This window comes from Knoellia sp. 3-2P3, assembly GCF_029223115.1.
Classification (GTDB): domain Bacteria; phylum Actinomycetota; class Actinomycetes; order Actinomycetales; family Dermatophilaceae; genus Pedococcus_A.
Map to the genome: position 1 here is coordinate 465,751 of NZ_JARGZE010000002.1, position 24,205 is coordinate 489,955.

General features: G+C 71.8%; 24 protein-coding genes. 14 read left to right on the forward strand and 10 right to left on the reverse strand.

Going from position 1 to position 24,205, the window contains the following annotated elements; all coding sequences use genetic code 11:
* Window positions 1-88 precede the first annotated feature (88 nt).
* A complete protein-coding gene (locus tag P0Y31_RS07655) occupies window positions 89-1,288 on the reverse strand; it encodes an NAD(P)/FAD-dependent oxidoreductase (protein ID WP_275867998.1) in 1,200 nt (399 codons plus the stop codon).
* A gap of 246 nt (window positions 1,289-1,534) precedes the next feature.
* Between P0Y31_RS07655 and P0Y31_RS07660 the strand changes: the two genes are divergently transcribed.
* The 3 genes from P0Y31_RS07660 (at window position 1,535) to helR (ending at window position 5,931) form a co-directional block, all read left to right on the forward strand.
* Window positions 1,535-2,800 carry a serine hydrolase domain-containing protein gene (locus P0Y31_RS07660; RefSeq protein ID WP_275868001.1) on the forward strand — a complete coding sequence of 422 codons (1,266 nt, stop codon included), beginning with the start codon at window positions 1,535-1,537 and terminating at the stop codon, window positions 2,798-2,800.
* Window positions 2,801-2,943: 143 nt separating this feature from the next.
* Complete coding sequence (locus P0Y31_RS07665; protein ID WP_275868003.1) at window positions 2,944-3,615, forward strand: hypothetical protein; 672 nt, start codon at window positions 2,944-2,946, stop codon at window positions 3,613-3,615.
* A gap of 153 nt (window positions 3,616-3,768) precedes the next feature.
* Window positions 3,769-5,931, forward strand: a complete 2,163-nt coding sequence (gene helR / locus P0Y31_RS07670) for an RNA polymerase recycling motor ATPase HelR (RefSeq protein WP_275868005.1) — start codon at window positions 3,769-3,771, stop codon at window positions 5,929-5,931.
* Window positions 5,932-5,963: 32 nt separating this feature from the next.
* Here helR and P0Y31_RS07675 read toward each other — a convergent pair whose 3' ends face one another.
* A complete protein-coding gene (locus P0Y31_RS07675; RefSeq protein ID WP_275868007.1) occupies window positions 5,964-6,644 on the reverse strand; it encodes a TetR/AcrR family transcriptional regulator in 681 nt (226 codons plus the stop codon).
* A 192-nt stretch (window positions 6,645-6,836) separates the two neighbouring features.
* Between P0Y31_RS07675 and P0Y31_RS07680 the strand changes: the two genes are divergently transcribed.
* Together P0Y31_RS07680 and P0Y31_RS07685 are read left to right on the forward strand one after the other, a co-directional pair.
* The gene (locus tag P0Y31_RS07680; protein ID WP_275868010.1) at window positions 6,837-7,877 is read left to right on the forward strand and encodes an NAD(P)-dependent alcohol dehydrogenase; all 1,041 of its coding nucleotides are present in this window, start codon (window positions 6,837-6,839) and stop codon (window positions 7,875-7,877) included.
* 194 nt (window positions 7,878-8,071) lie between these two features.
* On the forward strand, window positions 8,072-8,596 hold the full coding sequence (locus tag P0Y31_RS07685) for a GNAT family N-acetyltransferase (protein WP_275868012.1): 525 nt from the start codon (window positions 8,072-8,074) through the stop codon (window positions 8,594-8,596).
* On the opposite strand, the gene P0Y31_RS07690 is transcribed toward P0Y31_RS07685, so the two are convergent.
* The 4 genes from P0Y31_RS07690 to P0Y31_RS07705 form a co-directional block, all read right to left on the reverse strand.
* The gene (locus P0Y31_RS07690) at window positions 8,500-9,363 is read right to left on the reverse strand and encodes a GNAT family protein (protein ID WP_275868014.1); all 864 of its coding nucleotides are present in this window, start codon (window positions 9,361-9,363) and stop codon (window positions 8,500-8,502) included. The genes P0Y31_RS07685 and P0Y31_RS07690 overlap by 97 nt on opposite strands.
* Entirely contained in the window at window positions 9,360-9,869 is a 510-nt protein-coding gene (locus P0Y31_RS07695; protein ID WP_275868016.1) for a DUF2306 domain-containing protein, read from the reverse strand. The genes P0Y31_RS07690 and P0Y31_RS07695 overlap by 4 nt, the downstream gene beginning before the upstream one ends.
* The gene (locus P0Y31_RS07700; protein WP_275868018.1) at window positions 9,866-10,594 is read right to left on the reverse strand and encodes a hypothetical protein; all 729 of its coding nucleotides are present in this window, start codon (window positions 10,592-10,594) and stop codon (window positions 9,866-9,868) included. Before P0Y31_RS07700 ends, P0Y31_RS07695 begins: the two co-directional genes overlap by 4 nt.
* A 143-nt stretch (window positions 10,595-10,737) precedes the next feature.
* A complete protein-coding gene (locus tag P0Y31_RS07705; RefSeq protein ID WP_275868020.1) occupies window positions 10,738-13,425 on the reverse strand; it encodes a LuxR C-terminal-related transcriptional regulator in 2,688 nt (895 codons plus the stop codon).
* A gap of 23 nt (window positions 13,426-13,448) precedes the next feature.
* Between P0Y31_RS07705 and P0Y31_RS07710 the strand changes: the two genes are divergently transcribed.
* From P0Y31_RS07710 to P0Y31_RS07720, 3 genes are all read left to right on the forward strand, one after another.
* Entirely contained in the window at window positions 13,449-13,799 is a 351-nt protein-coding gene (locus P0Y31_RS07710; RefSeq protein ID WP_275868022.1) for a YciI family protein, read from the forward strand.
* Window positions 13,800-13,916: 117 nt separating this feature from the next.
* The gene (locus P0Y31_RS07715; RefSeq protein ID WP_275868024.1) at window positions 13,917-14,384 is read left to right on the forward strand and encodes a GNAT family N-acetyltransferase; all 468 of its coding nucleotides are present in this window, start codon (window positions 13,917-13,919) and stop codon (window positions 14,382-14,384) included.
* A gap of 134 nt (window positions 14,385-14,518) precedes the next feature.
* Window positions 14,519-15,067 (forward strand): suppressor of fused domain protein, encoded by a 549-nt coding sequence (locus P0Y31_RS07720; protein WP_275868026.1) that lies wholly within the window; start codon window positions 14,519-14,521, stop codon window positions 15,065-15,067.
* 241 nt (window positions 15,068-15,308) lie between these two features.
* Here the strand turns inward: P0Y31_RS07720 and P0Y31_RS07725 are convergent, their stop codons facing one another.
* Window positions 15,309-15,674: a hypothetical protein gene (locus P0Y31_RS07725; protein WP_275868028.1), complete on the reverse strand. Its 366-nt coding sequence runs from the start codon at window positions 15,672-15,674 to the stop codon at window positions 15,309-15,311.
* A gap of 323 nt (window positions 15,675-15,997) precedes the next feature.
* On the opposite strand from P0Y31_RS07725, the gene P0Y31_RS07730 reads away from it, so the two are divergent.
* Window positions 15,998-18,010, forward strand: coding sequence for a methyltransferase domain-containing protein (locus tag P0Y31_RS07730; protein ID WP_275868030.1), 2,013 nt, complete (start codon window positions 15,998-16,000; stop codon window positions 18,008-18,010).
* Window positions 18,011-18,068: 58 nt separating this feature from the next.
* Here the strand turns inward: P0Y31_RS07730 and P0Y31_RS07735 are convergent, their stop codons facing one another.
* The 3 genes from P0Y31_RS07735 to P0Y31_RS07745 are packed head-to-tail and all read right to left on the reverse strand — an operon-like array spanning window position 18,069 to window position 19,251.
* Entirely contained in the window at window positions 18,069-18,305 is a 237-nt protein-coding gene (locus tag P0Y31_RS07735; protein ID WP_275868032.1) for a hypothetical protein, read from the reverse strand.
* Window positions 18,302-18,988: a sigma-70 family RNA polymerase sigma factor gene (locus tag P0Y31_RS07740; RefSeq protein ID WP_275868034.1), complete on the reverse strand. Its 687-nt coding sequence runs from the start codon at window positions 18,986-18,988 to the stop codon at window positions 18,302-18,304. The genes P0Y31_RS07735 and P0Y31_RS07740 overlap by 4 nt, the downstream gene beginning before the upstream one ends.
* 29 nt (window positions 18,989-19,017) lie before the next feature.
* Window positions 19,018-19,251 carry a hypothetical protein gene (locus P0Y31_RS07745; protein WP_275868036.1) on the reverse strand — a complete coding sequence of 78 codons (234 nt, stop codon included), beginning with the start codon at window positions 19,249-19,251 and terminating at the stop codon, window positions 19,018-19,020.
* 164 nt (window positions 19,252-19,415) lie between these two features.
* Here P0Y31_RS07745 and P0Y31_RS07750 point away from each other — a divergent pair, with 164 nt between their 5' ends.
* The 5 genes from P0Y31_RS07750 to P0Y31_RS07770 are packed head-to-tail and all read left to right on the forward strand — an operon-like array spanning window position 19,416 to window position 24,125.
* Window positions 19,416-19,865: a hypothetical protein gene (locus tag P0Y31_RS07750; RefSeq protein WP_275868038.1), complete on the forward strand. Its 450-nt coding sequence runs from the start codon at window positions 19,416-19,418 to the stop codon at window positions 19,863-19,865.
* Window positions 19,862-20,503: a GTP cyclohydrolase I FolE gene (gene folE / locus P0Y31_RS07755; protein WP_275868040.1), complete on the forward strand. Its 642-nt coding sequence runs from the start codon at window positions 19,862-19,864 to the stop codon at window positions 20,501-20,503. Before P0Y31_RS07750 ends, folE begins: the two co-directional genes overlap by 4 nt.
* Window positions 20,504-20,530: 27 nt before the next feature.
* Complete coding sequence (locus P0Y31_RS07760; RefSeq protein WP_275868042.1) at window positions 20,531-21,775, forward strand: FAD-dependent oxidoreductase; 1,245 nt, start codon at window positions 20,531-20,533, stop codon at window positions 21,773-21,775.
* The gene (locus P0Y31_RS07765) at window positions 21,772-23,646 is read left to right on the forward strand and encodes a glycoside hydrolase family 15 protein (protein ID WP_275868044.1); all 1,875 of its coding nucleotides are present in this window, start codon (window positions 21,772-21,774) and stop codon (window positions 23,644-23,646) included. The genes P0Y31_RS07760 and P0Y31_RS07765 overlap by 4 nt, the downstream gene beginning before the upstream one ends.
* Window positions 23,643-24,125 carry a hypothetical protein gene (locus tag P0Y31_RS07770; RefSeq protein ID WP_275868046.1) on the forward strand — a complete coding sequence of 161 codons (483 nt, stop codon included), beginning with the start codon at window positions 23,643-23,645 and terminating at the stop codon, window positions 24,123-24,125. Before P0Y31_RS07765 ends, P0Y31_RS07770 begins: the two co-directional genes overlap by 4 nt.
* The last annotated feature ends 80 nt before the right edge of the window (window positions 24,126-24,205 follow it).

A 24,205-nucleotide genomic window follows, 5' to 3' on the forward strand; every position in this document is an offset into this window, starting at 1 on the left:
GTCAGCTCCTTCTCTCGGTCCTCCCATGGACTCGCCGCCCTGAGGTCGTGTCAAGGGCAGGTTGGCGTAGGCCACTCCTGCGGCCGGCCTACTCGCCGAAGTAGACCCGGCGCGCCGTCTCGTCCGGGACCAGCCCGTCCGGCCCGCGGGCCTCGATGGTGGCGAACCCGCCTAGTGTGGGATCCGCCTCACGGGCGGCGGCGTTGCGCTCCCGCCGCCGGTCGGCCTCCGGTCCCACTTCCGCCTCCAGGAGCGCGCACCACCGGTCGTAGGCACGCAGCACGTCGTAGTACGCCTGCCGTTGCCGCTCGTACTCGGTCGTCGCCCGAACCCAGTCCCCGTCCGCCAGGAGCAGCTCGCTCAAGGCGCGGACGTCCCTGAACAGCAGGGACGTGCCGAGTCCCTGGGTGGGGTCCACCGCCCCCGCCGCGTCTCCCACCAGCACCAGGTGCCCGAGAGCGATCCGGCTCGACCAGGTGCAGCTGTTCGGGAAGAAGCCCACCGGGCCCGCCGCATGCGCGCCGTCCAGCGTCCCCTCCGGCATGAACGTCGAGGCGAACGACAGGAACGCCTCGGCATCGTGTCCAACCCCCTTCGCGCGAACCTGCTCGGCCGTCAGCCGGACGTAGAGGCGGCACGAGTCGGCACCGTTGGCGAACCACGCCACTGCCCCGGACGGTGTGGTGGCCCACGCGATGCTGTCGTCCCAGCGTGCGCCCGACACGAGGAGGCCGCCGAACCAGTGGTGCTCAGGGTCGGTCACGGTGTCCGCCCCCAACCACCGCCGGGCGCCCGACCTCTTCCCGTCGGCACCGACGGCGAGCCTCGCCCGGACGTCCACGGCACGCCCGTCGCTGACGACCGACACCGTGGGGCTGTCGCCGTCATGGACGCCGACGACCTTCGCCGACCGCAGCACGGTCGCGCCCTGCGACTCGGCCCAGGCCAGCACCACCTCCTGCAGCCGCGGGTGGGAGAACCCCACGGCGGGCAGGGCGTCGATCGAGACCGTCTCCCAGCGCAGCGAGTCCGCGCGCCGTCCGTCCTGGTAGAAGTCGAGCACGGGCAACGGCACGACGCCGACCTGCTCGAGGGGCTCGCCCAGTCCCACGCGCAGGGCCTCGGAGTGTCCCCAGGGAAAGGTCAGCTCGCCACGGATGCGGTCGCGGAAGCGTCCCTCCTTCTCGACCAGGAGGACACCGAGACCCGACCGCGCCAGCACGCCTCCCAGCGCCGACCCCGCGAGCCCGCCGCCCGCGACCACCACGTCGTACGTTCGGTCGGCCATGACTGGTCCCAGGGGTTGCAGGTGCGTCACCGTCCATGCAATGCCCGGGGCACGCGTTCGTCAACCTCCTCCAGTGGCCCGCGACCCGCTCCCCGCAGGGCAGGCCGGCTGCCACGTGACGACGCCGCCCCCGGTCGGCCGGCGCGGACCGCTCACCGATTCAGGTCTGGTGCGGCGATGCCCGCCGGAGGACAGTGTGGAGAAGAGGGGGCGGCCCCGGTCCTGCCACGCGAACGAGGTTTCCCCATGACTGCCAGCACACGCCGCCTCGCCGCCTTGGCCGCGGCCAGCGCCGCCGCTCTCGCCCTGCTCATCCCCTCCGCGCCGGCCACGGCTGCTCCCCCCGCCCGCACGGTGACCGCGGCAGCTCCCGCCGCTGCCCACACCGACGAAGACGACTCGAGAGCGGCTCTGCGAGCGGCCATGCAAGCCGTCGTCGACGCAGGGGCCACGGGCGTCAACGCCCTGCTCGACGACGGTGACGACATCACCCGCCTCGCCGTCGGCCGCGCCCGCCTCGACCCGGAACGTCGGCTCCACCCCCAGGACCAGGCACGAGTCGGCAGCATCACCAAGACCCTGATCGCCGTGATCGCGCTCCAGCTCTCGCGTGAGGGCAAGCTCGACCTCGAGGACTCCATCGAGGACTGGCTGCCGGGGGTGGTGCCCGGCGGTTCAGCGATCACCCTGCGCATGCTCCTCAACCACACCAGCGGGATCTTCAACTACACCGACGACCCCGACTTCTTCGCCAAGGCCTTCGCGGACCCGTACCGCGCGTGGACCCCCCGCGAGCTCATCGACCTCGCCCTCGAGAACAAACCGCTGTTCCGGCCGGGCACGAGCTGGTCGTACAGCAACACCGGCTACATCCTGCTGGGCCTCGTGATCGAGAAGGCGTCCGACACCTCCGTCGCAGACCTGGTCAAGCGGCGGGTGACCCGGCCGTTGCACCTCGAGGACACGTACTTCGCGAACACGCCACGCTTCCGGGGCCCGTACGCCCACGGGTACACGCCGCCGGGTCTCTACTCCGCCGGCTACCTCGACACGTCGGGCTGGACGCCGACCTGGGCCTGGGCCGCAGGTGCCCTCGTGTCCAACACCAAGGACCTCAGGACCTTCTACCAGGCGCTGCTGTCCGGTGACCTGCTGCCCCGCTCCCTGCTCCGCGAGATGACCACCACCGTCAGCGTCTTCGCCGGGGCCGGGTACGGCTTGGGCATCCTCACGGTCGACACGCCCTGTGGGACGATCTGGGGCCACACCGGCGGCATCCCGGGCTACATCACCATCTCGTACCACAACCGCTCCGGCACTCGCAGCGCTGTCCTGGTGATGTCGACCGAGCCCAACGAGGCCATCGCGAAGAAGTTCGACGAGCTGGTCCTGCAGGCCGTCTGCACGATGTTCGGCAAGCCTGTCCCGGAAGCGGCCACCACGACGCCTCAGGCCGCGGGCGCGTCGGGCGCGGTGGCGCCGGTCGCCGCCGGCCTGGGGTCGCGCAACTGACACGAGGGCCTGCCCACCTCTCCGGGAGAGATTCCTGAGAGGTGGGCATCTGGCCCACCAAGGGGTGGTGCCCCGTTGCACTGCCGAGGAACCACAGTGGTGAGCAAGCCACCACCAAAGCCCTCGACACGAACGGAAACGCCATGACCCTGACCCCTCGTCGCCGATCCGCCCTGCTCGGCCTCGCGCTCGCGAGCACAGCCGCGTTGGCCGCAGGTTGCTCAGCGGCCCTCGCCACTCGAGCCGCGACCGACGCCCCCCGTCAGCAGGTGCACGCCCCGGAAGCCCCGGTCGTGGTGGGCCAGGGCACAGCAACAGCCACGTCGACGATGCCTCCGCCCCCACCGGCACGCCCCTCGACCACGACGACGTCCGCACCTTCGGGGGTACGGCCCCTGACCCTGGCACAGGTTGTCGCGCTGGCCGTCCAGCGGGGCGACGGCCGCGTCGACAAGGTCGAGGTGCAGGACGCTCCGACAGGACCCTTCTACGAGGTCGACGTGACCCGCCGGGACGGCACCGACGTGGAGGTCACCGTGGTCGGCCGCACAGCCCGGGTGACCGGGCAGGACCGTGACTCCGACCGTGCGAAGCCCCAGCCCCGGGCCGCCCCGCAACTGACACTGCCCGAGGCTGTTGCGTTGGCCGTCAAGGCGACCCGCGGCAGCCTCGACACGGTCGAGGTGCAGGACGCTCCGACGGGACCCTTCTACGAGGTGGACCTGACCCGCCGGGACGGCACCGACGTGGAGGTCACCGTGGTCGGCCGCACGGCGCGCGTGACCGAGGACGACCGGGAGCGAGGACACCACTGACACCGAACCCCCAGGGCCCCCGGAGTCCGACGGGTGGGAGGTCACCCATCCCCTCCACTCTCAACGTATAGGGCACAGGGGGCCTTGCGGCAAGACCCGGGTCGTGCCGCAGAATCGCCGGCCGAGGCCAGCACCAGTGATGGGAACCGCACAATGCCCTTGACCACCCACGCGTTCGACCTTCCGGAGCACCTGGCCGCAAAGGCCGACCCGACGCTGATCGCCCACGACGAGCAGCACTTCGCGGCGGTTGCGGCGAGCCTCGAGCAGACGGTCGCCGAGCTCTCCGAACGCCTCGACGCCGAGCGCGTCTCGCCCGCCCGAGCGGGTCAGGAGGTGCTGGAGCGAGACCTGGAGGTCCATCGCCTGACCGCACGCCTGCGCGCCCTGCGACGCTTCGGCCTGGACCTGTGCCTCGGGCACATGGTGCTCGAGGGCGAACCCGCCCCGGTCTTCGTCGGGCGACTCGGCCTCACCGACCGCACGGGGCGCCAGCTGCTGGTCGACTGGCGCTCGCCCGCGGCCGAGCCGTTCTTCGCGGCGACCCACGCCAACCCGATGGGGCTGACCAGCCGGCGCCGGTACCGCTGGACCAGCGGCCGGGTCACCGACTACTGGGACGAGGTCTTCACGGCGGAGGCGTTCGAGGGCCACGCGGCCGCGCTCGACGACCAGTCCGCCTTCATCGCCAGCCTCGGCGCCACCCGGACTGCGCGCATGCGGGACGTGCTCGGCACCATCGCGGCCGACCAGGACGCCATCATCCGTGCGGGCTCGCGCGGTGCCCTCGTCGTCGACGGCGGTCCGGGCACGGGCAAGACCGTCGTCGCCCTGCACCGGACGGCATACCTCCTCTACTCCGACCCGCGCCTCGGGCACCGCCGTGGCGGCGTGCTGTTCGTCGGACCGCACCAGCCCTACCTCTCCTACGTCGGAGACGTCCTCCCCAGCCTCGGTGAGGAGGGCGTGCAGACCTGCACCCTGCGCGACCTCGTCACCGAGGGAGCCGAGGCGGCGCCCGAGACCGACCCGGACGTGGCCCGTCTCAAGGCCTCCGTCGCCCTCGTCCGGGCGATCGAGCCGGCCGTCGCCCTCTACGAGGAACCGCCCACCGAGGGCATGTCGGTGACGACCCCGTGGGACGAGATCTGGCTCAGCCCGGACGACTGGGCCGCAGCGTTCGACGCCCCGGCGCCCGGCACACCGCACAACGAGGCCCGCGACGTGATCTGGGAGGAGCTGCTCACGATCATCGTGGACCGGCACGACGACGAGGCCTCGCCCGCGCTGGTCCGCAGGTCGCTGGAGCAGAACGGCGAGCTGCGCACGACCCTGAACCGCGCCTGGCCGCTGCTCGAGGCAACCGACCTCGTCGGTGACCTGTGGTCGGTGCCCGCCTACCTGCGCAGGTGCGCTCCCGCGCTGGGCATCGAGGAGGTCCGTCGGCTCCAACGCCCCGACGCCAGTGCGTGGACGGTGTCCGACCTGCCTCTGCTCGATGCGGCACGCCTGCGACTCGGCGACCCGGAGGCGTCTCGGCGCAAGCGGCGTCGCGAGGCGGTCCTCGCCGCCGAACGAGAGGAGATGGCGAAGGTCGTCGAGCACCTCATCGCGACCGACGACTCCGAGATGCACGTCATGTCGATGCTGCGCGGCCAGGACCTTCGGGGCGCACTGGTCGACGAGGCCGCAGAGCCCGGCGCCGACCCCGGTCGGCTCGCCGGCCCGTTCGCTCACGTGATCGTGGACGAGGCCCAGGAGCTGACCGACGCCGAGTGGCAGATGCTGCTGGGCCGCTGCCCGTCCCGCAGCTTCACCATCGTCGGAGACCGCGCCCAGGCCCGGCACGGGTTCACGGAGTCGTGGCAGGAACGGCTCGGGCGGGTCGGGCTCGACCGCGTGAACCTGGCTTCCCTCAACATCAACTACCGCACGCCGGAAGAGGTCATGGCGGCGGCCGAACCGGTCATCCGGGCCGCGCTCCCGGACGCCAACGTGCCGACCTCCATCCGCAGCGCCAACGTGCCCGTCACCCACGGATCCACTGCGGAGCTGGGCGCGATCCTCGACGCGTGGCTCGATGCGCACGTCGAGGGCATCGCCTGTGTCATCGGCACCGGTGACGTCCATGCCGGCACGGTCCCCGCGACCTCCCGGGTCCGGTGGCTGACGCCAGAGCTGGCGAAGGGGCTCGAGTTCGACCTGGTCGTCCTCATCGACCCGGAGGCGTTCGGCACGGGTGTCGAAGGTGCCGTCGACCGCTACGTGGCGATGACCCGGGCAACGCAGCAACTCGTCATCCTCACGAGCCCCTGACGACGAGCAGGACCGGGAGGGGACCAAACCCGTTACGACACAGCGCTTCTCGTGGCCGTCTCCGGCAGCGGGTCACGCGGTGGGCGCGTCGCCGCGCTGGCCTGCAACGCCGCGTCGAGGGCGTCGAGGATCAGCCCCAGCCCGACGTCGAACTCGTCGCCGAAGGTGTACCCCGGCCGCAGGTAGTACTCGCTCACCATGTCGGCCATGTGTGGGTACTCGCCCGTGGCGAACTGTTCCACGATCGGGCCGGCCACATCCGTGGTGACCGCCTCGGTGGCATCGAACGGGAGGCTGGCCTCCTGGAGCGCGAAGCCGTAGGTGTAGCTGTCGATGAGCGCATACGCGTGGGCGGTCATCTCGCGCGAGAAGCCTGCCGCGCGCAGGGCGCCGAGCACCGCGTCGTGGTGCCGCAGCGTCGCCGGACCGGGGGTGGGACGCGACTCCAGCAGCCCGACCGCCCAGCGGTGGCTCCGCAGCACGCGGCGTGCGGAGTGTGCGCGTCGGCGCATCTCCGAGCGCCATTCGCCGCCGCTGGACGGCAGCTCGATCTCGCTGAAGACGATGTCGACGAGCCCGTCGAGGATCTCCTCCTTGTTGGCGACGTGGTAGTACACCGACATCGGTTTCACGCCGAGCTCGTGGGCGAGTGAACGGATGGTCAGCGCGCCGAGACCGCCCGCGTCCGCGATCGCCAGGGCACCACGGAGCACTCGATCCCTGCTCAGCCGGGGCCGGTTCGGTCCGCCCCCGCCTTCGGTGTCAGCCATCCACTTTCCCATCGGTCCAGGTCGACCCCTAGGCGGGTCTTACTTTGTACGATACCGTCTCTCGTACAAAGTACCAAAGCGGCCCGGGGACCGCCCGCCGGCGTTGCTCGGGGCCAGACCACAGATCGGAAAGACATGGCCAAGACCACGAGGGAGTCCGCTCTCACACAGCAGCCCGCGGCCTCGGAGCACGAGATGCGGGCCATCGCCCAGGACGGCTACGGCACCGTGGACGTCCTTCGGCTCGAGCGGGTCCCCCGCCCCGAGCTCGCCGACAACGAGGTGCTCGTGCGGGTGCGCGCTGCCGGGCTGGACCGGGGCACCTGGCACATGATGACCGGCCGCCCCTACTTTATGCGTGTCATCGGCTTCGGGTTCCGTCGTCCCAAGAACGGCGTGGCCGGTATCGACGTTGCCGGCACCGTCGCCGCGGTGGGTTCGGCGGTCACGAGGTTCGCGGTGGGCGACGAGGTCTTCGGGATGAGCCGAGGGTCGTTCGCGGAGTATGCCGCGGCCCGCGAGGACAAGCTCGCTCGCAAGCCCGCGAACCTGTCCTTCGAGCAGGCGGCGGTCGTTCCGATCTCCGCAGGTACTGCCCTGCAGGCGCTGACCGACTCCGGCCGAGTCGAGCCGGGCCAGCAGGTGCTGGTCATCGGCGCCTCGGGTGGGGTCGGCAGCTATGCCGTGCAGCTCGCCAAGGCGCTCGGTGCCGAAGTCACGGCCGTGTCCAGCACCGGCAAGCTCGACCTGGTGAGGGCCCTCGGAGCCGACCACGTGGTCGACTACTCCCGTGAGGACTTCGCCGACGGCGCCCACCACTACGACCTGGTCCTCGACATCGCAGGGAACACTCCCCTGTCGCGCCTTCGTCGCACCCTCACGCGCACCGGGACGCTGGTCATCGTCGGTGGCGAGGAAGGTGGCAGGTGGACCGGGGGTTTCGGCCGCTCGCTGCGGGCGCCACTGCTCTCCCCCTTCGTCTCGCAGCGGCTGACCATGCTGGCCAGCAAGGAGCGCGCCAGCGACCTGGAGCGGCTCACCGGGCTCATCGAATCCGGCAAGGTCACACCCAGCGTCGACCGCACGTTCCCGCTGGAGCGCGTGCCGGACGCCATGCGCCACCTCGAGGCCGGCGAGGTCCGGGGAAAGGTCGCCATCACCGTCAGCACGCCGTAGCCGCTGCGGCGCCTGCTCGCCCAGCCTCTGGTGAGAAGGCCAACCCCGCTGTCCGGCTCCACGAGCGACTGGGCTTCGCGACGAGGTGCTCGCTTGGCTGGAGCCCCGCTGCGTATGCCGCCGTGACCGGCCCCAGTTCATCGGTGCGAGCGTGACGCGACACCATGAGCAGTGTCGACGTCAGGAGGAAGTGCGTGCAGCCCATCTCGTTCACCTACCGCGCGGCCGAGACCGGCGACGCCCACCTCATATCGGCCATGCTCATGCACGCCGCCAACTGGGACCCGATCCGTCCGGCGCTCACTCCCCAGCAGCTGGCGGCCAACCCGCACCTGTCCCACTACGCCGACGGCTGGCCGCAGCCGGGCGACCTTGGCGTAGTCGTCGAGAGTGCCCACGGCGTCGGTGTGGGCGCCGCGTGGCTGCGGTACTTCACGGCGGCCGACCCCTCCTACGGGTTCGTCGACGAGCGGACCCCTGAGCTGAGCATCGGCGTCGACCCGGACGCCCGGGGCGAAGGCCTGGGCACCGGGCTGTGCACCCGGCTGCTCGACGCAGCCCGGTCCCGCGGCATCGAGCGCGTCTCCCTGAGCGTCGAGAAGGCGAACCCGGCGACCCGGCTCTACGAGCGGCTGGGCTTCGAGACGGTCCGCGACGACGGCGACGCCGTCACCATGCTCTGGCGGCGGACCGCCCACTCGTTGGCCAGCAAGGCGTAGCCGTAGGAGTCGAGCCATGCACCGGAACGGTGCAGGGCGTCCTCCACGGCGTGCTGCTCCCGGCGCATCCCCAGGCGTTCCATGAGCCGCCAGGAGGACTCGTTCTCGGCGACGCAGGTGGCGACCACCCGCCTCAGCCCCAGGTCCTCGAAGCACATTCGGACCAGTTCGCGCACGGCCTCGGTCGCGTACCCCCTCCCCTCGAACGCCGGGTCCAGGACCCAGCCGAGCTCGGCCTGCGACCGCTGTGCCCGCTCGGCGACCTCCCTCTGCCCCCAGGCGTCCTCGACCCGGAGCATGAGGTCACCGACGACCCGTCCGTCCAGCTCGACCACGACCGTGGCGGCCAGCCGCGCGGGGTCCTCGAACGCGAGCCGGTACGCGTCCAGACTCGTCGGCGCCTCGGTGAGCCAGCGCGCCACCGACTCGAGGCGGCGGAGACGCCAGGTCGACCCAGCGTCCTCCGGCCGTGCAGGGCGCAGCGTCAGCCGTTCGGTGCGCCGGGGCCACGCCAGCCGCGCCAGCGGACCGGGCGCCTGCCCCACCTCCCCCGGCACCGCTCGCACCGAGAGCAGTGACGCGCCGATGTCCCGGAGCCCGGCGAGCAGACCGTACAGCTGTGCCTGGTCGGCGACCGGGCAGGTGAGGGTCGACGTGCCGTCGTCCTCGTGGCTCAGCGACAGGCCGCCGAGGAGCGCCGACCCGAGGTGACCGGACCAGTGGGAGTCGAGCCTGCCCTCGACCCGGAGCTCGTAGGTCGTGGTCACGGCCGGTCGCCCACCAACACCGTCGCAGCGCGCTGGCGGCGAGCACCACCGTCAAAGCACGCGGCGCCCCGCGACGTGTCCAGCACCAGGGCGCTGTCCCCGAAGACCGCCCCGCCGACGCCCTCGGTCAACGCCTGGGTCCCGGCGGCGAGCGCGATCGCGTAGGCCCGCATCATCCAGGCCCGGTGGGTGGCGACGTCTCCGCGCCGGATCGCCGCCACCCCGAGCGCGGCGACGACGAGGACCCGGCCGGCGGCCCGGTGCCACCCGGGCCGCCGGCGCCGGAACCCCGCGGCGAACTGGAGGGCACCCAGGAGCGCGTAGACCGCGGCGCAGACGATGTGGACGCCGACGGGCAGCGGGGAGGCGGCGAACCGGGCGTCGGCCGGGATGACCGCCGGACCTCCCGCGAGCTCGACCAGCCTGGCGGTGCCGGCCAACACCGGGATGACGCTCAGTGCCACCAGGGCGGCCGGCACGCGCCAGCCCCACTGCTGGCTGGTCATCGGACCGAGGCCTCCTCGCGAGGAGCGGCTGCTGTGCCGGTCGTCGTGCCGGTGGTCGTGGCGGTGGTCGTAGTGGTGGTCGTCGTGGTTGCTGCCTGGCGCCGCTGGTCGCGCCACAGCGAGGTGCCGAGGCCGATCAGGGCGATGCCGGTGGGCACGGCGAGCGGCCGGTTGAACGACTCCGGCAGCACGGACAGGGCCAGGGTGGAGACGGTGCCGACGGCCAGCAGGACCGCAGCCCAACGCGCCAGCACGCCGGCACGGAACGTCGCGATGCCGAACAGGAGACCGCCGCCGACGTACCCTGCCGCACTGGCCACGAGCACGGCCTGCATGAGGCCGATGTCCCCTGCCGGGGTCCCGCCCGCGGCCGCGACGATGACGTCGTCCACGTAGCCGGGTGCGGTGTCCGCCACCGTCGGGAAGACGAAGGCTGCGAGGAACTCGACCCCGAACATGACGAGGTAGCCCAGGCTGAAGAGCAGGTACGCCGCGAGGCCGAGGACGCTGCTCTGGCGGAGCTGGCGCAGGTACATGCCGGTGATCCCGGCAAGGGCCAGCACCGACATGACCGCCTTGGCGGTGCTGCGGAGCACCCAGTCGGCGGTGGTGGCGGAAGCCACCTCCATGGCGGGGTGGTTGACCTGCACGAGGATGAAGATCAGCCCGGCCACGGCGGCTGCGACGCCGGCCGCCTGGCCGAGACGGGTGGTGGTGACGGTCATGGCTGGTTCCTTCTGCCGAGTCGCCCCAGCCGGTCTGCCGGGGACGACCTCGACGGTATGAACCGCGGTGGTGACGGCGAATCACCATCCGATGTGATCGAGATGGTGATCGCCGCGGCGGTGATGGGCGCAGAGTGATGGGCTCAGAGCAGCCCGAGCTCGGCGGCACGGCTCACCGCTGCCCGCCGGGTGTTGACGTCGAGCTTGGTGAAGATGTGCTTGGTGTGCGTCCGCAGCGTGTTGACCGACACGAAGAGCTGCCCGGCGATCTCGGGTCCGCTGAGCGTGGTGGCGAGCAGCCGCAGCACCTCCATCTCGCGGTCGCTGAGGCCCTCCGTCTTCGCATCCCCGGGGCCCACGGCTGGTTCCCGGTATGCCGCGGCGGCGAGCCGGCGCGCGTGGTCACCGGTCGTGGGCATGCGCTCGGCAGCCTCGAGCAGGCGGGTCATGGGTTCGCCCTCGTCGAGGAAGAGGCGGACGTAGCCGGCGGGGACGCCCGCTTCCAGGGCCGGCCCCAGGTGTGCGAGGGCCGCGGCCCGGTCGCCTCGTGCATCGGCGACGAGGGCCTGCACCAACCCGATCTCCACGAGGCTGCCGCCGCGGCCGCCGCTGGTCGCGGGAGGGACCAGGCGGTCGAGCCGCTGGGCGGCCTCGTGGAGGCTGTCCTGGTCGCCGTCGGCACGGTGCCGGGCCACCAGCAGCCGGACGAGGGTGAGCTGGTCGTACTCGTCGAGGTACGACGGCTCGATGACCTGCTGCACCTGGTGGTCGCGGGCCCACTCCCACGCGTCGGCCAGCGGCCCCTGTGCGATCCGGACCCGTGCCCGCTGCGCCGGGATCGGTCGCAGGTCGGGGAAGAATCCCGGCAGGAAGAGCGGCTCCGCCTCGGCCAGCAGCTCGACCGCTGCCTCGAACTCGCCCTGGGCACAACGCAGGCGCGCCATCGCGACATACCAGCGGTGCCGGTTCTCCAGCAGCGATGACGACTCCCCCAGCTCCTTGGCTGCTCTCAGGTGTTCGGCCGCTGCATCCAGCTCCCCCTGCTCGATAAGGACGTCGGCCAGCCCGACGTGCAGGTCACCCAAGGTCGCGAGCGCCGCGCCGCGGTGCCTGCCCGCGGTGGCCAGCGCGCGCTCCAGCAGTCTCCGCGCCTCGACGGGGCGTCCCCGCGCCACCCACATACTGGCGAGCACCACCGTGCTGCCGAGCTGGTCGGCCACGTCACCGGCGGCCCCCATGCTCTGCACGGCCGCGGAGAACGTGTCGACCGCCTCCTCGAGGTCGCCCCTGCCCCAGGCCGCGAGGCCGAGGAAGCCGAGGGCACCACACCGCGCCATGTGGTCCTCTGGACCAGCGAGCTCCAGCGCGCTGCGCGCGTGCCTCTGCGTCGCGTCCGAGTCGCCGCGGGCCTGCGCGGCAGACGCCCGGAAGATCGCCATGGTCGCCGGCAGGGTGCGCAGCTCCTCCATGGTGGCGACCGAGGCACCCGTCGCGGCGGCCGGCGGGCTCGCCACCAGCGCCAGTTCAGCCTCCCCCAACGCCACCTCGACTCCGTCGAGGTCGCCCGCGACCAGCCGGGTCCACGCGAGGTAGGTGCCCAGCAGCGGCCGGCTGCGGACCACCTCGCCCGGCAGCGCCGTCAGCCACTCGCGCAGCACGCGGTCCCGCCGCTGCCGGCGCAGGTCGGGCAGCGCGGCCTCGACCAGGTCCGCGGCATACCCGGCATCGCCGGAGGCCAGCGCGTGGCGCACGGCGTCCTCGGGAAGGCCGTGCGCGGCATACCACTCGCCGGCGGCCCGGTGGAGCACGGCGACGTGGCCGGGACGCTCCGCGGCCAGGCGTGCGCGGAGCGCGTCGGCGAAGAGCTGGTGGTAGCGGTACCACTGGCGGTCGTCGTCGAGCGCGACGACGAACAGGTTGGCGCGCTCGAGCGACTCGAGCATGGAGCTGCCGTCGTGGCCTCCGGTGAGGGCGTCGCACAGCGACCCGGTCAGCTGGCTCAGCACCGCCGTGTCGAGGAGGAACTCGCGCACCGGCTCGGCCTGGTGGCGCAGGACCTCCTCGACGAGGTAGTCGAGGACGAACCGGTGGCTGCCGGTGAACGCCTCCACGAACTCGGTGGTGTCGTCGAGACCCCGCAACGACAGGCCGGCGAGCTGGAGCCCGGCGACCCACCCCTCGGTCCGCGCCTCGAGGGCCGCCACCTGGGCGCCGTCGAGGTGGAGCCCCATCACGTCGGCGAGGAAAACGCCCGCCTCGTCGGTGGTGAACCGCAGTTCCGAGGCACGCAGCTCGACGAGCTCGCCGCGGGCGCGCAGCCTCGGCAGCGGGAGCTGTGGGTCGGCCCGGGTCGCGACCGCGAGACCAGCCTGGGGTGGCAGGTGGTCGAGCAAGAAGGTCACTGCACGGTGCACCTCCGGCGCCTCGATGACGTGGTAGTCGTCGAGCACCAGCAGGGTCCGGCCCGGCTGGAGGTCGAGGTCGTTGACCACGGCGGTCAACACCGCTTCGACCGGCGCCTCGGCCCCCGTGGCGACGAGCTCGGCCGCCTCGGGGAGCCGACCCTGCACCTGCAGAGCGGCGACGACGTTCTCGAGGAACCGCCGCGGGTCGTTGTCGGTGGCGTCGAGCGAGAGCCACGCAACCCGGGGGGCGTCGTCGGCCTCGGCGAGCCACTGGCAGAGCAGCGTGGTCTTGCCGAACCCGGCCGGAGCCGACACGAGCACCAGTCGTGGGCGCTCCCCCGGCGACAGGCGTTGCGCAAGGCGCGGCCGCGGGACGAGGTCGCGGCGCGGGGCCGGCGGATGGATCTTGGTTGCCAGCACCGCCACAGGACGAGCATACGATCGACGGCATGGACTTCGACCGCTACACCGTCGTGCTGCTGGTGACCCCTGAGCACCCGCCGCAGCTCTCGGAGGACGAGGCCGACCGGCTCCAGGACGCGCACCTCAGCCACCTCGCCGACCTGCACGACCGCGGTGTGCTGCTCGCTGCCGGCCCGCTCGGCGAACCCGGCGGTCGGCGGCACTACCGCGGCCTGTCGATCCTGCGCTGCGACCCCGAGGAGGCGCTGCGACTGAAGGGCGAGGACCCGGCCGTGCGAGCCGGCGTCTTCGAGCTGGTCGCCATGCCGTGGATGCTGCCAACCGGCGCCATCCACTTCACCCCGACGACGTTCCCCCGGTCGACCCGCGACGTGTGATGCGCTTGGCGTGGAAGGGGATCGGGTCCCGGGCGGCGACACGCTGACCGGTCAGCCGCTCCCGCCCGGCTGCCATCGCCGCCGGTCGTCCATCCTGTCCTTTGCTAACTTCAGCGGGTGGACATCACGCGGATCGGACCTGCCGACTGGGAGAGGTTCCGGGCGGTGCGGCTGGCGTCGTTGTCCGAGTCTCCAGCGGCCTTCGGCTCACGACATGCCGACTGGGTCGATGCCCCCGCCGAGCGCTGGCAGTCCCGCCTGACTCAGGTTCCGCTGACGCTCCTGGCGCTGGAAGCGACGCAGGTGGTCGGTGTCGTCAGCGGACAGCCTGTCGGAGAGAAATGGGTGGAACTGATCTCGATGTGGGTGGCTCCGGCAGCTCGAGGCACGGGTGCTGCCGGTCAGCTCATCGGCGCGGTCGCGGACTGGGCCGCTGGCCAGGGCAGGACGACCTACCTGATGGTTCGCAGCGACAACGTCCCCGCGCGAAAGTCGTATGAACGGGCTGGGTTCGTCGACACGGGAATCCCTGACGGCTGGCCGGCCGACGAGCCCCCGGAGCACCGGATGGAGCTGCGCACCTGACGCCGCTGCCCGAGCGGTGCCACAGACCGGCGATGTGCGTCCACGCGTCGATGCCCTGCTCACCGGTGAGGGGCGTGGGTGTCAACGGCCCAGGCCGCACTGCGTACCGCTGACGGGCTGGATAACCCCTCCGCATGGGGACCCGGGTTGAGCAGTACCTCGCGCATCTGGATCGCCTCAGCGGCGGTGTTGAGCCGCGGTTCTACCCGCTCGATCGCCAGGCCGGCGGCCCGCACAAGGTCACCAACATCATCTACCGCGACGTGCCCGAGCCCGGCATGCTCACCGGCCTCACCTACGGCCTGTCCACGGCCGACCACGAAGAGTGGAGGGTCGGCCGGCCCGAGCTCTGCATCAGCATGGCGTCTGACGACGAGCGCTGGGGTCACGCCATCGGGTACCTCGCCAGCAGCCTGGTCCACGACTGCCCATTCGCGTACGGCGACACCATCGACTTCGGCGAGCCCATCGCGACCGACACGACGATGACTGCGTTTGTCGTATCCGCTCCTGCCGTGATGGAGCGAGCCGACTACCTCAACGTTCTCGGCGCACCTGAGGGCCCGGGCCCGCAAGACGTGGTCAACATCGCCGGCATGTACCCCATCCACGACAGTGAGCGCCTCTTCATCCGAGCTGAAGGCCTCGAGCGGTTCTGGCAGCGCGACTGGGACCCCCTTTGACCCAGCTCGCCCGGCCATCGTCTGACGACGTTCGCACCTGCCGCTCTCCCCGAGGTGGCCAACTGGCTCCCGGTCGAGAACCTCTCGGGTGAGCCGTCGAGCATCGTGAACGACGCCCCTCAGCTTCACGTGCTGGCCCATCGTGAGCCCGGCAACCGGCCACGATGACGACGACGTCCAGCGGAGTGCGCTCCCGCAGGCCGTGACGCTGGGGGCGAACGGTCCGCTCACCCTCGCAGCCCTAGTTGTGCTCGGTGAGGGCAGCTTTGTCGCGCTCGGCACGGCGGTGGCCGTCGGCACGCTCGACCAGCGCGTCGACGGCCATGTGCGAGAAGAGGAGGAGGGTGAAGCGGTGGCGCACCAGGTCGAGGTCACCGCCGCGCGGCTGGCGGGAAAGGTCGAGCACGGCACGAGCCACCTCGGCCAGGCTCCAGCCCCGCTGGTCCACAGCCAGGCTGAGCAGGCCCACGGCCTCCGACGGAGTGATCGCGAAGATCAGCGCCACCATGGCCTTGGCCTGCTCGATCTCGGCCTGGCGGACCGTGGCGTGCTCGACGTCGGTCTTCTCGATCTCGGCCCGAACCCGACCCGGGTCATCCGCGCTCATGGTTGCACCGCCGAGCCGGCAGGAAGAGTCACGACCACGCTTCTCCCCATCCCCCGATCTCCCGCAATGTGGCGGAACCGTCACACAGTGCGGTCTTTCGCGCAATTGTGGCACGCCCGCGGCCGCACCAAGGACGCCGATGTCGGGGCACGAGCTCGCGGGCGGCCGAGCACGCCTCCGGTGCGGAACCTCCCGCCGGCGGGCGCACCGATCATGGCACTGCTAGGTTGCGGCAACCACCTCTTGGGAACTCAGAGAGAGGCACGGCCACGGCGACAGACGGACACGAGGGCCCTGGCGACGCGGCGTACATCACTCCTCGGGTGCGCCTGGTCCTGGCGAGCGCGCTCATGCTCTTCGTGGAGCTGGCGCTCATCCGATGGACGTCGTCGAACAACCTGTACCTCGTCCACCTCACCAACTTCGTCCTGCTCGCCAGCTTCCTGGGCATCGGCCTCGGGTTCCTGCGAGCGTCGGCGCCTCGGGAGCTGTTCCGAGCCGCGCCGGTGCTGCTGGCAGCACTCGTCGGGTTCGTCCTGCTCTTCCCGGTGCGGACCGGCACGGGCCGCGGCGGGCGCTGGGAGCTCGTCGGCCTGTTCGACACTCCGCCGCTGCCGCGCCCGCTCAGCCTCACGATCGTGTTCCTGCTCACCGTCGCGGTCATGGTCGTGCTCGCGCAGGAGGTGGCTCGTACCTTCGCCCAGTTCCCGGCGCTGGAGGCATACCGACTGGACGTGCTCGGCAGCCTCAGCGGAATCGTCGCCTTCGCAGTGGTGTCGTTCCTGCGGATGCCGCCGCTGGCGTGGGGACTTGTCTCGGCGAGTGTCCTCGGGCTGCTGCTCGGGCCGCGGCTGTGGGCCGCAGAGCCCGTTCGGAGGAACGGGCGCGATCGGGCGGGTCGCCGGCTCCGGGTCTGGCCCGTGCTCGGCCTCGTGACACTGGTGCTGGTGCTCGGCGTCGAGTCGTTCGCCGGGACGTTCCAGTGGTCGCCCTACTACAAGATCCACACCCAGGACGTCGCCGACGGGCTCGTGCGGGTCGAGGTCAACAACACACCGTTGCAGACCGCGCTGCCCGTCGCGGAGATCCGTCGCAGCTCTCCGTTCTACCTCTACCCGTACGCCTACGCGACCACCCACGACGACGTGCTCGTCGTCGGCGCGGGCACAGGCAACGACGTCGCGGTCGCACTGGCCCAGGGTGCGCGGCACGTCGACGCCGTCGAAATCGACCCCGCTCTCGTGGACATCGGCCGGGACCGGCACCCCGACCGGCCGTACTCCGACCCCAGGGTCACGGTGCACGTCGACGACGGGCGGGCGTTCATGGAGCGTACCGACCGCCGTTACGACCTCATCCTCCTGGCACTGCCCGACTCGGCGACCATCGTCACCGGGCAGTCCGCGTTGCGGCTGGAGAACTACCTGTTCACAACGCAGGCGCTCGATCGTGCCCGGTCGCTGCTCAAGTCGGACGGCACCTTCGCGATGTACAACTACTACGAGCCCTGGCTCCTCGACAGGTACGCCAACACGATCAAGACGGTGTACGGAGTCGCGCCGTGCGTCCAGCTCGGACCCGCCTACGGACCGCGCCAGCAGGCGGTGCTGTCGCTGCACAAGGACGGCGGTACCGGGGGCTGCCCGCAGACCTGGGCGCCACGCGGCAGCGCCCTCGAGCCGTCGGTCGACGACCGGCCGTTTCCCTACCTCGGGACCCGGTCCGTCCCCGCGTTCTACCTGTGGATGCTCGGGTTGGTGCTGCTGGCCTCGGTGGTCCTGGTGAGGGTCACCGCGGGACCGCTCCGCCAGATGGTGCCCTACGCCGACCTGTTCTTCATGGGCACGGCGTTCCTTCTGCTCGAGACCAAGAACGTGGTGCAGTTCGCGTTGCTGTTCGGCACGACGTGGGCGGTCAACGCGGCGGTGTTCGCTGGGGTGCTGGTCAGCGTGCTGGCTGCGATCGAAGTCGCGCGGCGGGTGACCATCCGGCATCCGTTGTGGTTGTATGCAGCCTTGCTCGCCGCCCTCGCGGCGGCCTGGCTGATCCCGCAGGAGTCGTTGCTCGACCTGGCGCCCGTCCCCCGGTTCGCCGCAGCAGTGACGATCGCCTTCCTCCCGGTGTTCCTGGCCAACCTGGTGTTCGCGGTCCGGTTCAAGGACACGGCGTCGTCCACAACGGCGTTCGGCGCCAACCTGCTCGGTGCGATGGTCGGCGGGGCACTGGAGTACCTCTCCCTGGTCCTCGGGTTCGATGCACTGCTGGTCGTCGTCGGCCTGCTGTACGGACTCGCACTGCTCACCGGCTACCGCCACCTCGTCGCACGCCGCACCTGAGGCCATGACTGGGTGGTGCGTTTCGCGCGGATCGGGGACGTCCTGGCCTGCACGGCGGTCAGTCGGCCGGGTCCTGCTGCAGCAGCTCCGTGAGCGAGGCAGCCTCCTCGGCGCAGGCCGGGCAGCCGAGCAGGTGGCGTTCCATGGCGACGTCGCGGGAGGTCCCCTCCAGCACGGCCTCGACGTGGGTGTCGAGCCGCTCGAAGCACTCCTCGCAGGAGAGCCACGGGGTGGTGTCCAGCAGGAGGTCGGCGACGACGCGGGGAGTGAGCTGGTGTGGCGAAGGGGTGGTCATGGAGTCCCTGCCTCGGGTCGGAGGGTGCTGGGCTGGGGCGCGGCCCGGCCAGAGACCGACGCCGCGTCGAGGTGTCCGGTCAGGGTCAGCTCGTCGCGGAGGCGAGACCTGACGTCGTGCACGGTCTTGTAGAGGGCGCCTCGCGTGGTGCCCAGGCGTTCGGCAAGGACGTCGATCGGCACCTGCTCGACCAGCAGCGCCACAGCGATGCGGCGCTGGTAGGGGGTGAGCCGGCGCCGCATGGCGTCGGCGACGGCACGGGCGAGGTCGGTCGCCTCCGCCTGCTGCTCGGGTCCCTCGCCGGCCTTCGCGGGCACGTCGAGGTCTCCCAGCTCCACCTGCCGGTGCTGCCACTGCAGCCGCCGCACGTCGGTGCCCGCCTGCACGATCGCGAACTTGAAGGCCCACGTCGTAAAGCGGCTGCGCCCCTCGAAGGTGTGCAGCTTGCCGAGCAGGCTGGCCATCGCCTCGTCGGCGGCCTGGTTGACGATGTCGTCGACGGCGGCCGGTGACGGGTCCGGCAGCGCGTGGCGCAACCGCCACACCTGGTGTGCCGCCGCTCGGACCATCAGCCCGTGCAGCTGACGCAGGGCCGCGGTCTGCTCCGGCCCGGGCGTCGTGAGGGCCGCGATCCAGTCCTGCGGTTCCGGCGGTCGGGTCCGCGGTCCCAGGTCGGTCGACAAGCGACCGTCGCAGCCTGCGCTGTCCACCGTCATCGGCGCAGTCCCTCCAGTGGCGAGAGGATCCGTGCCGCGAGCTCGGGTGGGCACCCGCGGTCGACCAGCTGGAGCAGAGCGTGCAGGTCGACCCGCTGTCGGGCCAGCTCGTCGGCCAGAGGCGGCGGGAAGCCGTACTCCAGCAGGCGGCACCGGCGCCAACCCACGACGTCGGTCGCAGCACCAGAGCCCAGGCACGGACGCCGGGCGGGAGAGAAGTTCGTCGTCATGCCCTGTCTGCTGCGCGCGGAGGTCGATGTCTTACCGCAGTCCGCGAGGTCGGTAAGACCGACGCGCCCCGTGCGCTCTAACACGGTGTCAGCCTCCCACGTGCCCGGCGTCCCGTCACGGGTCGCGCACCGCGGAGGACGCGCCTGCACCGAGGAGGACCACGATGGCGACCACATCCACCGACCAGCCGGCGGGGAGCGCTCGACTGCGCACCGACCCCGCGCACCAGGCCTTCGTGCTGTTGCGCAGCACCTTCGTGGTCGCGCCCGTGGTGTTCGGGGCCGACAAGTTCACCAACCTGCTGACCGACTGGGAGGCCTACCTCGCGCCGGGCATCAGCGACCTGCTTCCCGTCACGCCACAGCAGGCGATGTATGCCGTGGGGCTCGTGGAGATCGCGGCGGGCCTTCTGGTGGCGGTCCGTCCGCGCGTCGGCGCCGCAGTGGTGGCTGCCTGGCTTGCCGGCATCGTCGCCAACCTGCTTCTGCTGCAGGGGTTCTACGACGTCGCGCTGCGTGACGTCGGCCTGCTGGTGGCAGCAGTCGCGTTGCAGCGCCTCAGCACTCGGTACGACTCCGCGCACGCCTCGTGGCGGCGGAAGACAGCGCCGTGAGCACGGAGCCGGTGGCCCACGGCTCCGGTGGGCGGGCACCGCGTGGGGTGGCACCCGGGCCGCGACCACACGGTGCGCGACCCGGCGCCGCACCCGGGACGGCCACCTCCGGCGCCCGGCTGCTCCTGAGCGGTCTCGGGATCGACCTGACGAGCGAGTCGCTGCAGCGCACGCCCGAGCGCATGGCCGGTGCGCTGTCCGAGCTGCTCACCCCGAGGCCGTTCGAGCTCACCACCTTCCCCAACGACGGGGGCTACGACGAGCTCATCGTGGCACGCGGCATACCGATGCGGTCGCTCTGCGAGCACCACATGCTGCCCTTCGTGGGCACCGCCCACATCGGCTACCTGCCGGGCGAGCGCATCCTCGGCCTCTCGAAGCTCGCGCGGGTGCTGGAGCACTTCTCGCGACGGCCGCAGGTGCAGGAGCGCCTGACCACGCAGGTGGCGGGCTGGCTCCAGGAGCACCTCGCGCCGACCGGCGTGGGTGTCGTCATCGAGGCGGAACACTTCTGCATGACGCTGCGCGGTGTGCGGGCCCCGGGCACCACCACCATCACCTCGAGCCTGCTCGGCTCGCTGCGCACCGACGCGCGCTCCCGCGCCGAGTTCCTCGCGCTCACCCACAGCCCTCGCTGAGGGCCCGGCACCACCACAGGAGATCTCATGTCCAGGAGCACCGTTGCGATCGTCGGAGCCGGACTCGCCGGCGCCAGGACAGCCGAGGCGTTGCGGGCCCGTGGCTACGACGGAGACGTCGTGCTGGTGGGCGAGGAGCCCCATGCGCCCTACGAGCGGCCGGCGCTGTCCAAGAGCCACCTCATCGACGGTCCCCTCGGCGAGAAGATCCTCGTCAACGCGGAGGACTGGTACGACGAGCACGAGGTGGAGCTCGTCACGGGACACACCGTGACCGGATTCGACCCGCACGAGCGCAGGCTGTCCGTCACCGGCGCGGCTGAGATCCGTTACCGCGCACTGGTGCTCACCACGGGTGCGGCGCCACGACGGCTGCGCCTTCCCGGTGCCGGCCTCGCCGGTGTCCACCACCTGCGCACGGTCGAGGACAGCACGGCCCTGTATGCCACGTTGGCGCGCGGTCCCCGGACGGTCGTCATCGGGGGCGGCTGGATCGGGCTGGAGGTCGCTGCTGCGGCCCGGTCGCACGGCGCGGAGGTGACCGTGCTGGAGCAGGCCCAGGTGCCGATGGAGCACGTGCTGGGGGCCCGGATGGCCGGCGTGCTCCTGCGCGCACACCGCCACCACGGAGTCGATGTCCGTGGCGGGGTGCAGGTCAGCGCCCTCCGGCAGGACGGGCGCGGTCGGGTGGCCGGCGTGGTGCTCGGCGACGGCAGCAGCCTGGACGCCGACGTCGTGGTCGTCGGCATCGGCGCGGAGCCCCGCACCGAGCTGGCCCTGCAGGGCGGTCTCGAGGTGTCGAACGGTGTGGTGGTCGACGCGAGCCTGCGCAGCTCGGCTCCCGACGTCTACGCCGCGGGAGACGTGGCCAACGCCTGGCACCCGACCCTGCGCCGACGGCTGCGGGTGGAGCACTGGGACAACGCCCTGCACCAGCCCGACACGGTGGCCGCCTCGATCCTCGGCGTCGACTCCCCCTACGGCCGGCTCCCCTACTTCTTCAGCGACCAGTACGACTTGGGGCTCGAGTACACCGGGTGGGTCGACGCCGCGGCACCGCACGAGGTGGTCATCCGCGGAGACGAGGACTCCGGCCGGTTCATGGCTTTCTGGGTGCGTGACGGAGCGGTAGCGGCTGGCATGGGCGTGAACGAGTGGGGGCAGGTCGACGCCGTGCAGGCGCTCATCCGCTCTGGCGCGGTGGTCGACGCCTCGCTCCTGGTCGATCCCGACGTGCCCCTCGAGCAGCTGCAGCCTCCTGGTGCGTCATGAGGCATGGTGGCCCTACGGCCGTCGACGCAGAGGGCCCCGGCTGTGTCGGTGCGACAGCAGTCGCAGCCACGCGCCCGCGCAGGACCGGCGGGTTCGCGCCGCTGCGCGGCTACGCGGCGCTCGGCGACGGCCGCAGCGTCGCCCTCGTCGCCGCGGATGGCTCGATCGACTGGCTCGCCTGGCCCGACCTCGACAGCGACGGCTGCCTCTTCGCCCTGCTCGACCCCGACCGAGGCGGCGCGTTCGCCCTCGCCCCGGTCGAGGCCTTCACGGTGCAGCGCCGCTACCTGCCCGGCACCAACGTGCTCGAAACCGTCTTTCGCACCGAGTCCGGATCGGTCCGGGTGCTCGACGCGCTCACGCTCAACGGCAGCCGACTGGGTCCGGTTCGGGAGCTCCAGCGACGCGTCGAGGGACGCGAGGGCACCGTCACCCTGGCCTGGTCGGTGCGGCCGCAGTTCGGCTTCGGGCAGCGCCTGGTGCGCCTCGGGGCACGGGCGGGTGTGCCGGTCGCCACCGCAGGCTCTGACGCCGTCGCCGTGGTCTCCGTCGGCGCGGGCGTGCCCTCGATCACCGACGGCCGCATCCGGGGTGGGCTCACCACTACGCCCGGCTCCCACGGCGTGCTGGCCCTGTGCGGGGCGTTCGGTGAGCCTCTGGTGATTCCGTCGGCGGGTGACCTGGCCGAACGCTTCGACCGCACCCTGGAAGGGTGGCGCCGCTGGTGCGGCAGGCTGACCTACCGCGGCCCGTGGCGGAAGGTCGTGCTGCGCAGTGCCCTGGCGCTGAAGCTGCTGGTCTTCAGCCCCTCGGGCGCAGTGGCGGCAGCGGCGACGACCTCACTGCCCGAGCTCGTCGGCGGCGAGCGGAACTGGGACTACCGCTACTGCTGGGTCCGCGACGCCGCCCTCACCCTGGGCACGCTGATGCGGCTGGGCTGCACCGCAGAGGCCGAGGCCTACTTCTGGTGGCTCGTGCAGGCCACCCAGCTCACGCATCCCCGGCTGCAGCCGCTCTACCGTCTCGACGGCGGACCCCGGACCCGCGAGCGGGTGCTTCCCCTGAGGGGCTACCGCGACTCCCGACCGGTCCGGGTCGGGAACGCCGCCGTGAGCCAGCAGCAGCTCGACAGCTACGGCGAGCTGCTGGACTGCGTCTGGCTGCACGTCGAGGCCGGCGGGAAGCTCGACCCCGACATCGGCCGGCGACTGGCACAGGTGGCCGACCTCGTCGCTCGCCGGTGGTCCGAGCGCGATGCCGGGATCTGGGAGGTGCGCAGCGCACCACGGCACTTCACGCACTCCAAGATGATGTGCTGGGTGGCCCTCGACCGGGCCTGCCGCCTGGCGGCCCGCGGACTCGTCCCCACCACGCGGCAGGAGCAGTGGCGCCTCGCGGCCGCCGAGTGCGAACGATTCATCGAGCAGCGCTGCTACTCCCCCACCCTCGGCAGCTACACCAGGTCTGCCGAGAGTGAGGAGCTGGACGCCGGCGTCCTGCTCGGCCTGCTGGCGGGCTACGGCGACGCCACCGCGGCGCGGTGGCGCGGGACCGTTGACACCATTCGAGCGCGCCTCGGCCAGGGCGACCTGCTGCAGCGCTACACCGGCGACGACGGCCTGGCCGGCCACGAGGGAGCGTTCGTCGCCTGCTCGTTCTGGCTCGTCGAGGCGCTGGCCCGCACCGGGCGCGTAGCCGACGCGGCCGCCCTCATGGACCGCCTCGTCGGCCTCGCCAACGACGTCGGACTCCTGGCCGAGGAGATCGACCCCGCGACGGGGGACTTCCTCGGCAACCTTCCCCAGGGACTGAGCCACCTGGCCCTGGTCAGCGCCGCCCTGGCGGTCACGGACCGGCTCGACCCCTCATGAACCTGATCCAGGCGGTGGCGGGCGGGCTGGTAGGGACCCTGGTCGTCACCTCGGTGCTCCGCGCCGCCACCGAGCTGCACCTGACCCGCATGGACCTGCCGTTCCTTCTCGGCACCGCGGTGACCGACGACCGCACCGCGGCGAAGGCGCTCGGTTACGCGCTGCACCTGCTGTTCGGCCAGCTGTTCGCCCTGGTCTACCTCCTGCTCTTCACCGCCCTCGAGCGGCACGACTGGTGGCTCGGTGCGCTGTTCGGCGCCGGCCACGGCGTGTTCGCCGGCACGGTGCTCATCAACGTGCTCCTCCCCCTCGTCCACCCGCGGATGGGCAGCGAGATGAGCGACGCGACGGAGGTGTCCCTCCTCGAACCACCCGGCTTCCTCGGCCTCAACTACGGCCCCCAGACCGCGAGCGTCGGCCTGTTCGCCCATGTGCTGTTCGGCATCACCATCGCCGCTTTCGTCCGTGGTCCCAGCTGATCCGAACAGGGCATGGCGTCGGCCGACCACGTGCGCGGGCCGCGAGGCCGAGCCCCGCGGCATACGCGAATCTCGGCACT

Coding starts and splice junctions, on each gene's coding strand:
- P0Y31_RS07655 (WP_275867998.1), bottom strand. CDS start 1,288: ATGGCCGACCGAACGTACGACGTGGTGGTCGCGGGCGGCGGGCTCGCG.
- P0Y31_RS07660 (WP_275868001.1), top strand. CDS start 1,535: ATGACTGCCAGCACACGCCGCCTCGCCGCCTTGGCCGCGGCCAGCGCC.
- P0Y31_RS07665 (WP_275868003.1), top strand. CDS start 2,944: ATGACCCTGACCCCTCGTCGCCGATCCGCCCTGCTCGGCCTCGCGCTC.
- helR (WP_275868005.1), top strand. CDS start 3,769: ATGCCCTTGACCACCCACGCGTTCGACCTTCCGGAGCACCTGGCCGCA.
- P0Y31_RS07680 (WP_275868010.1), top strand. CDS start 6,837: ATGGCCAAGACCACGAGGGAGTCCGCTCTCACACAGCAGCCCGCGGCC.
- P0Y31_RS07695 (WP_275868016.1), bottom strand. CDS start 9,869: ATGACCAGCCAGCAGTGGGGCTGGCGCGTGCCGGCCGCCCTGGTGGCA.
- P0Y31_RS07700 (WP_275868018.1), bottom strand. CDS start 10,594: ATGACCGTCACCACCACCCGTCTCGGCCAGGCGGCCGGCGTCGCAGCC.
- P0Y31_RS07710 (WP_275868022.1), top strand. CDS start 13,449: ATGGACTTCGACCGCTACACCGTCGTGCTGCTGGTGACCCCTGAGCAC.
- P0Y31_RS07720 (WP_275868026.1), top strand. CDS start 14,519: ATGGGGACCCGGGTTGAGCAGTACCTCGCGCATCTGGATCGCCTCAGC.
- P0Y31_RS07725 (WP_275868028.1), bottom strand. CDS start 15,674: ATGAGCGCGGATGACCCGGGTCGGGTTCGGGCCGAGATCGAGAAGACC.
- P0Y31_RS07735 (WP_275868032.1), bottom strand. CDS start 18,305: ATGACCACCCCTTCGCCACACCAGCTCACTCCCCGCGTCGTCGCCGAC.
- P0Y31_RS07745 (WP_275868036.1), bottom strand. CDS start 19,251: ATGACGACGAACTTCTCTCCCGCCCGGCGTCCGTGCCTGGGCTCTGGT.
- P0Y31_RS07750 (WP_275868038.1), top strand. CDS start 19,416: ATGGCGACCACATCCACCGACCAGCCGGCGGGGAGCGCTCGACTGCGC.
- P0Y31_RS07760 (WP_275868042.1), top strand. CDS start 20,531: ATGTCCAGGAGCACCGTTGCGATCGTCGGAGCCGGACTCGCCGGCGCC.
- P0Y31_RS07765 (WP_275868044.1), top strand. CDS start 21,772: ATGAGGCATGGTGGCCCTACGGCCGTCGACGCAGAGGGCCCCGGCTGT.
- P0Y31_RS07770 (WP_275868046.1), top strand. CDS start 23,643: ATGAACCTGATCCAGGCGGTGGCGGGCGGGCTGGTAGGGACCCTGGTC.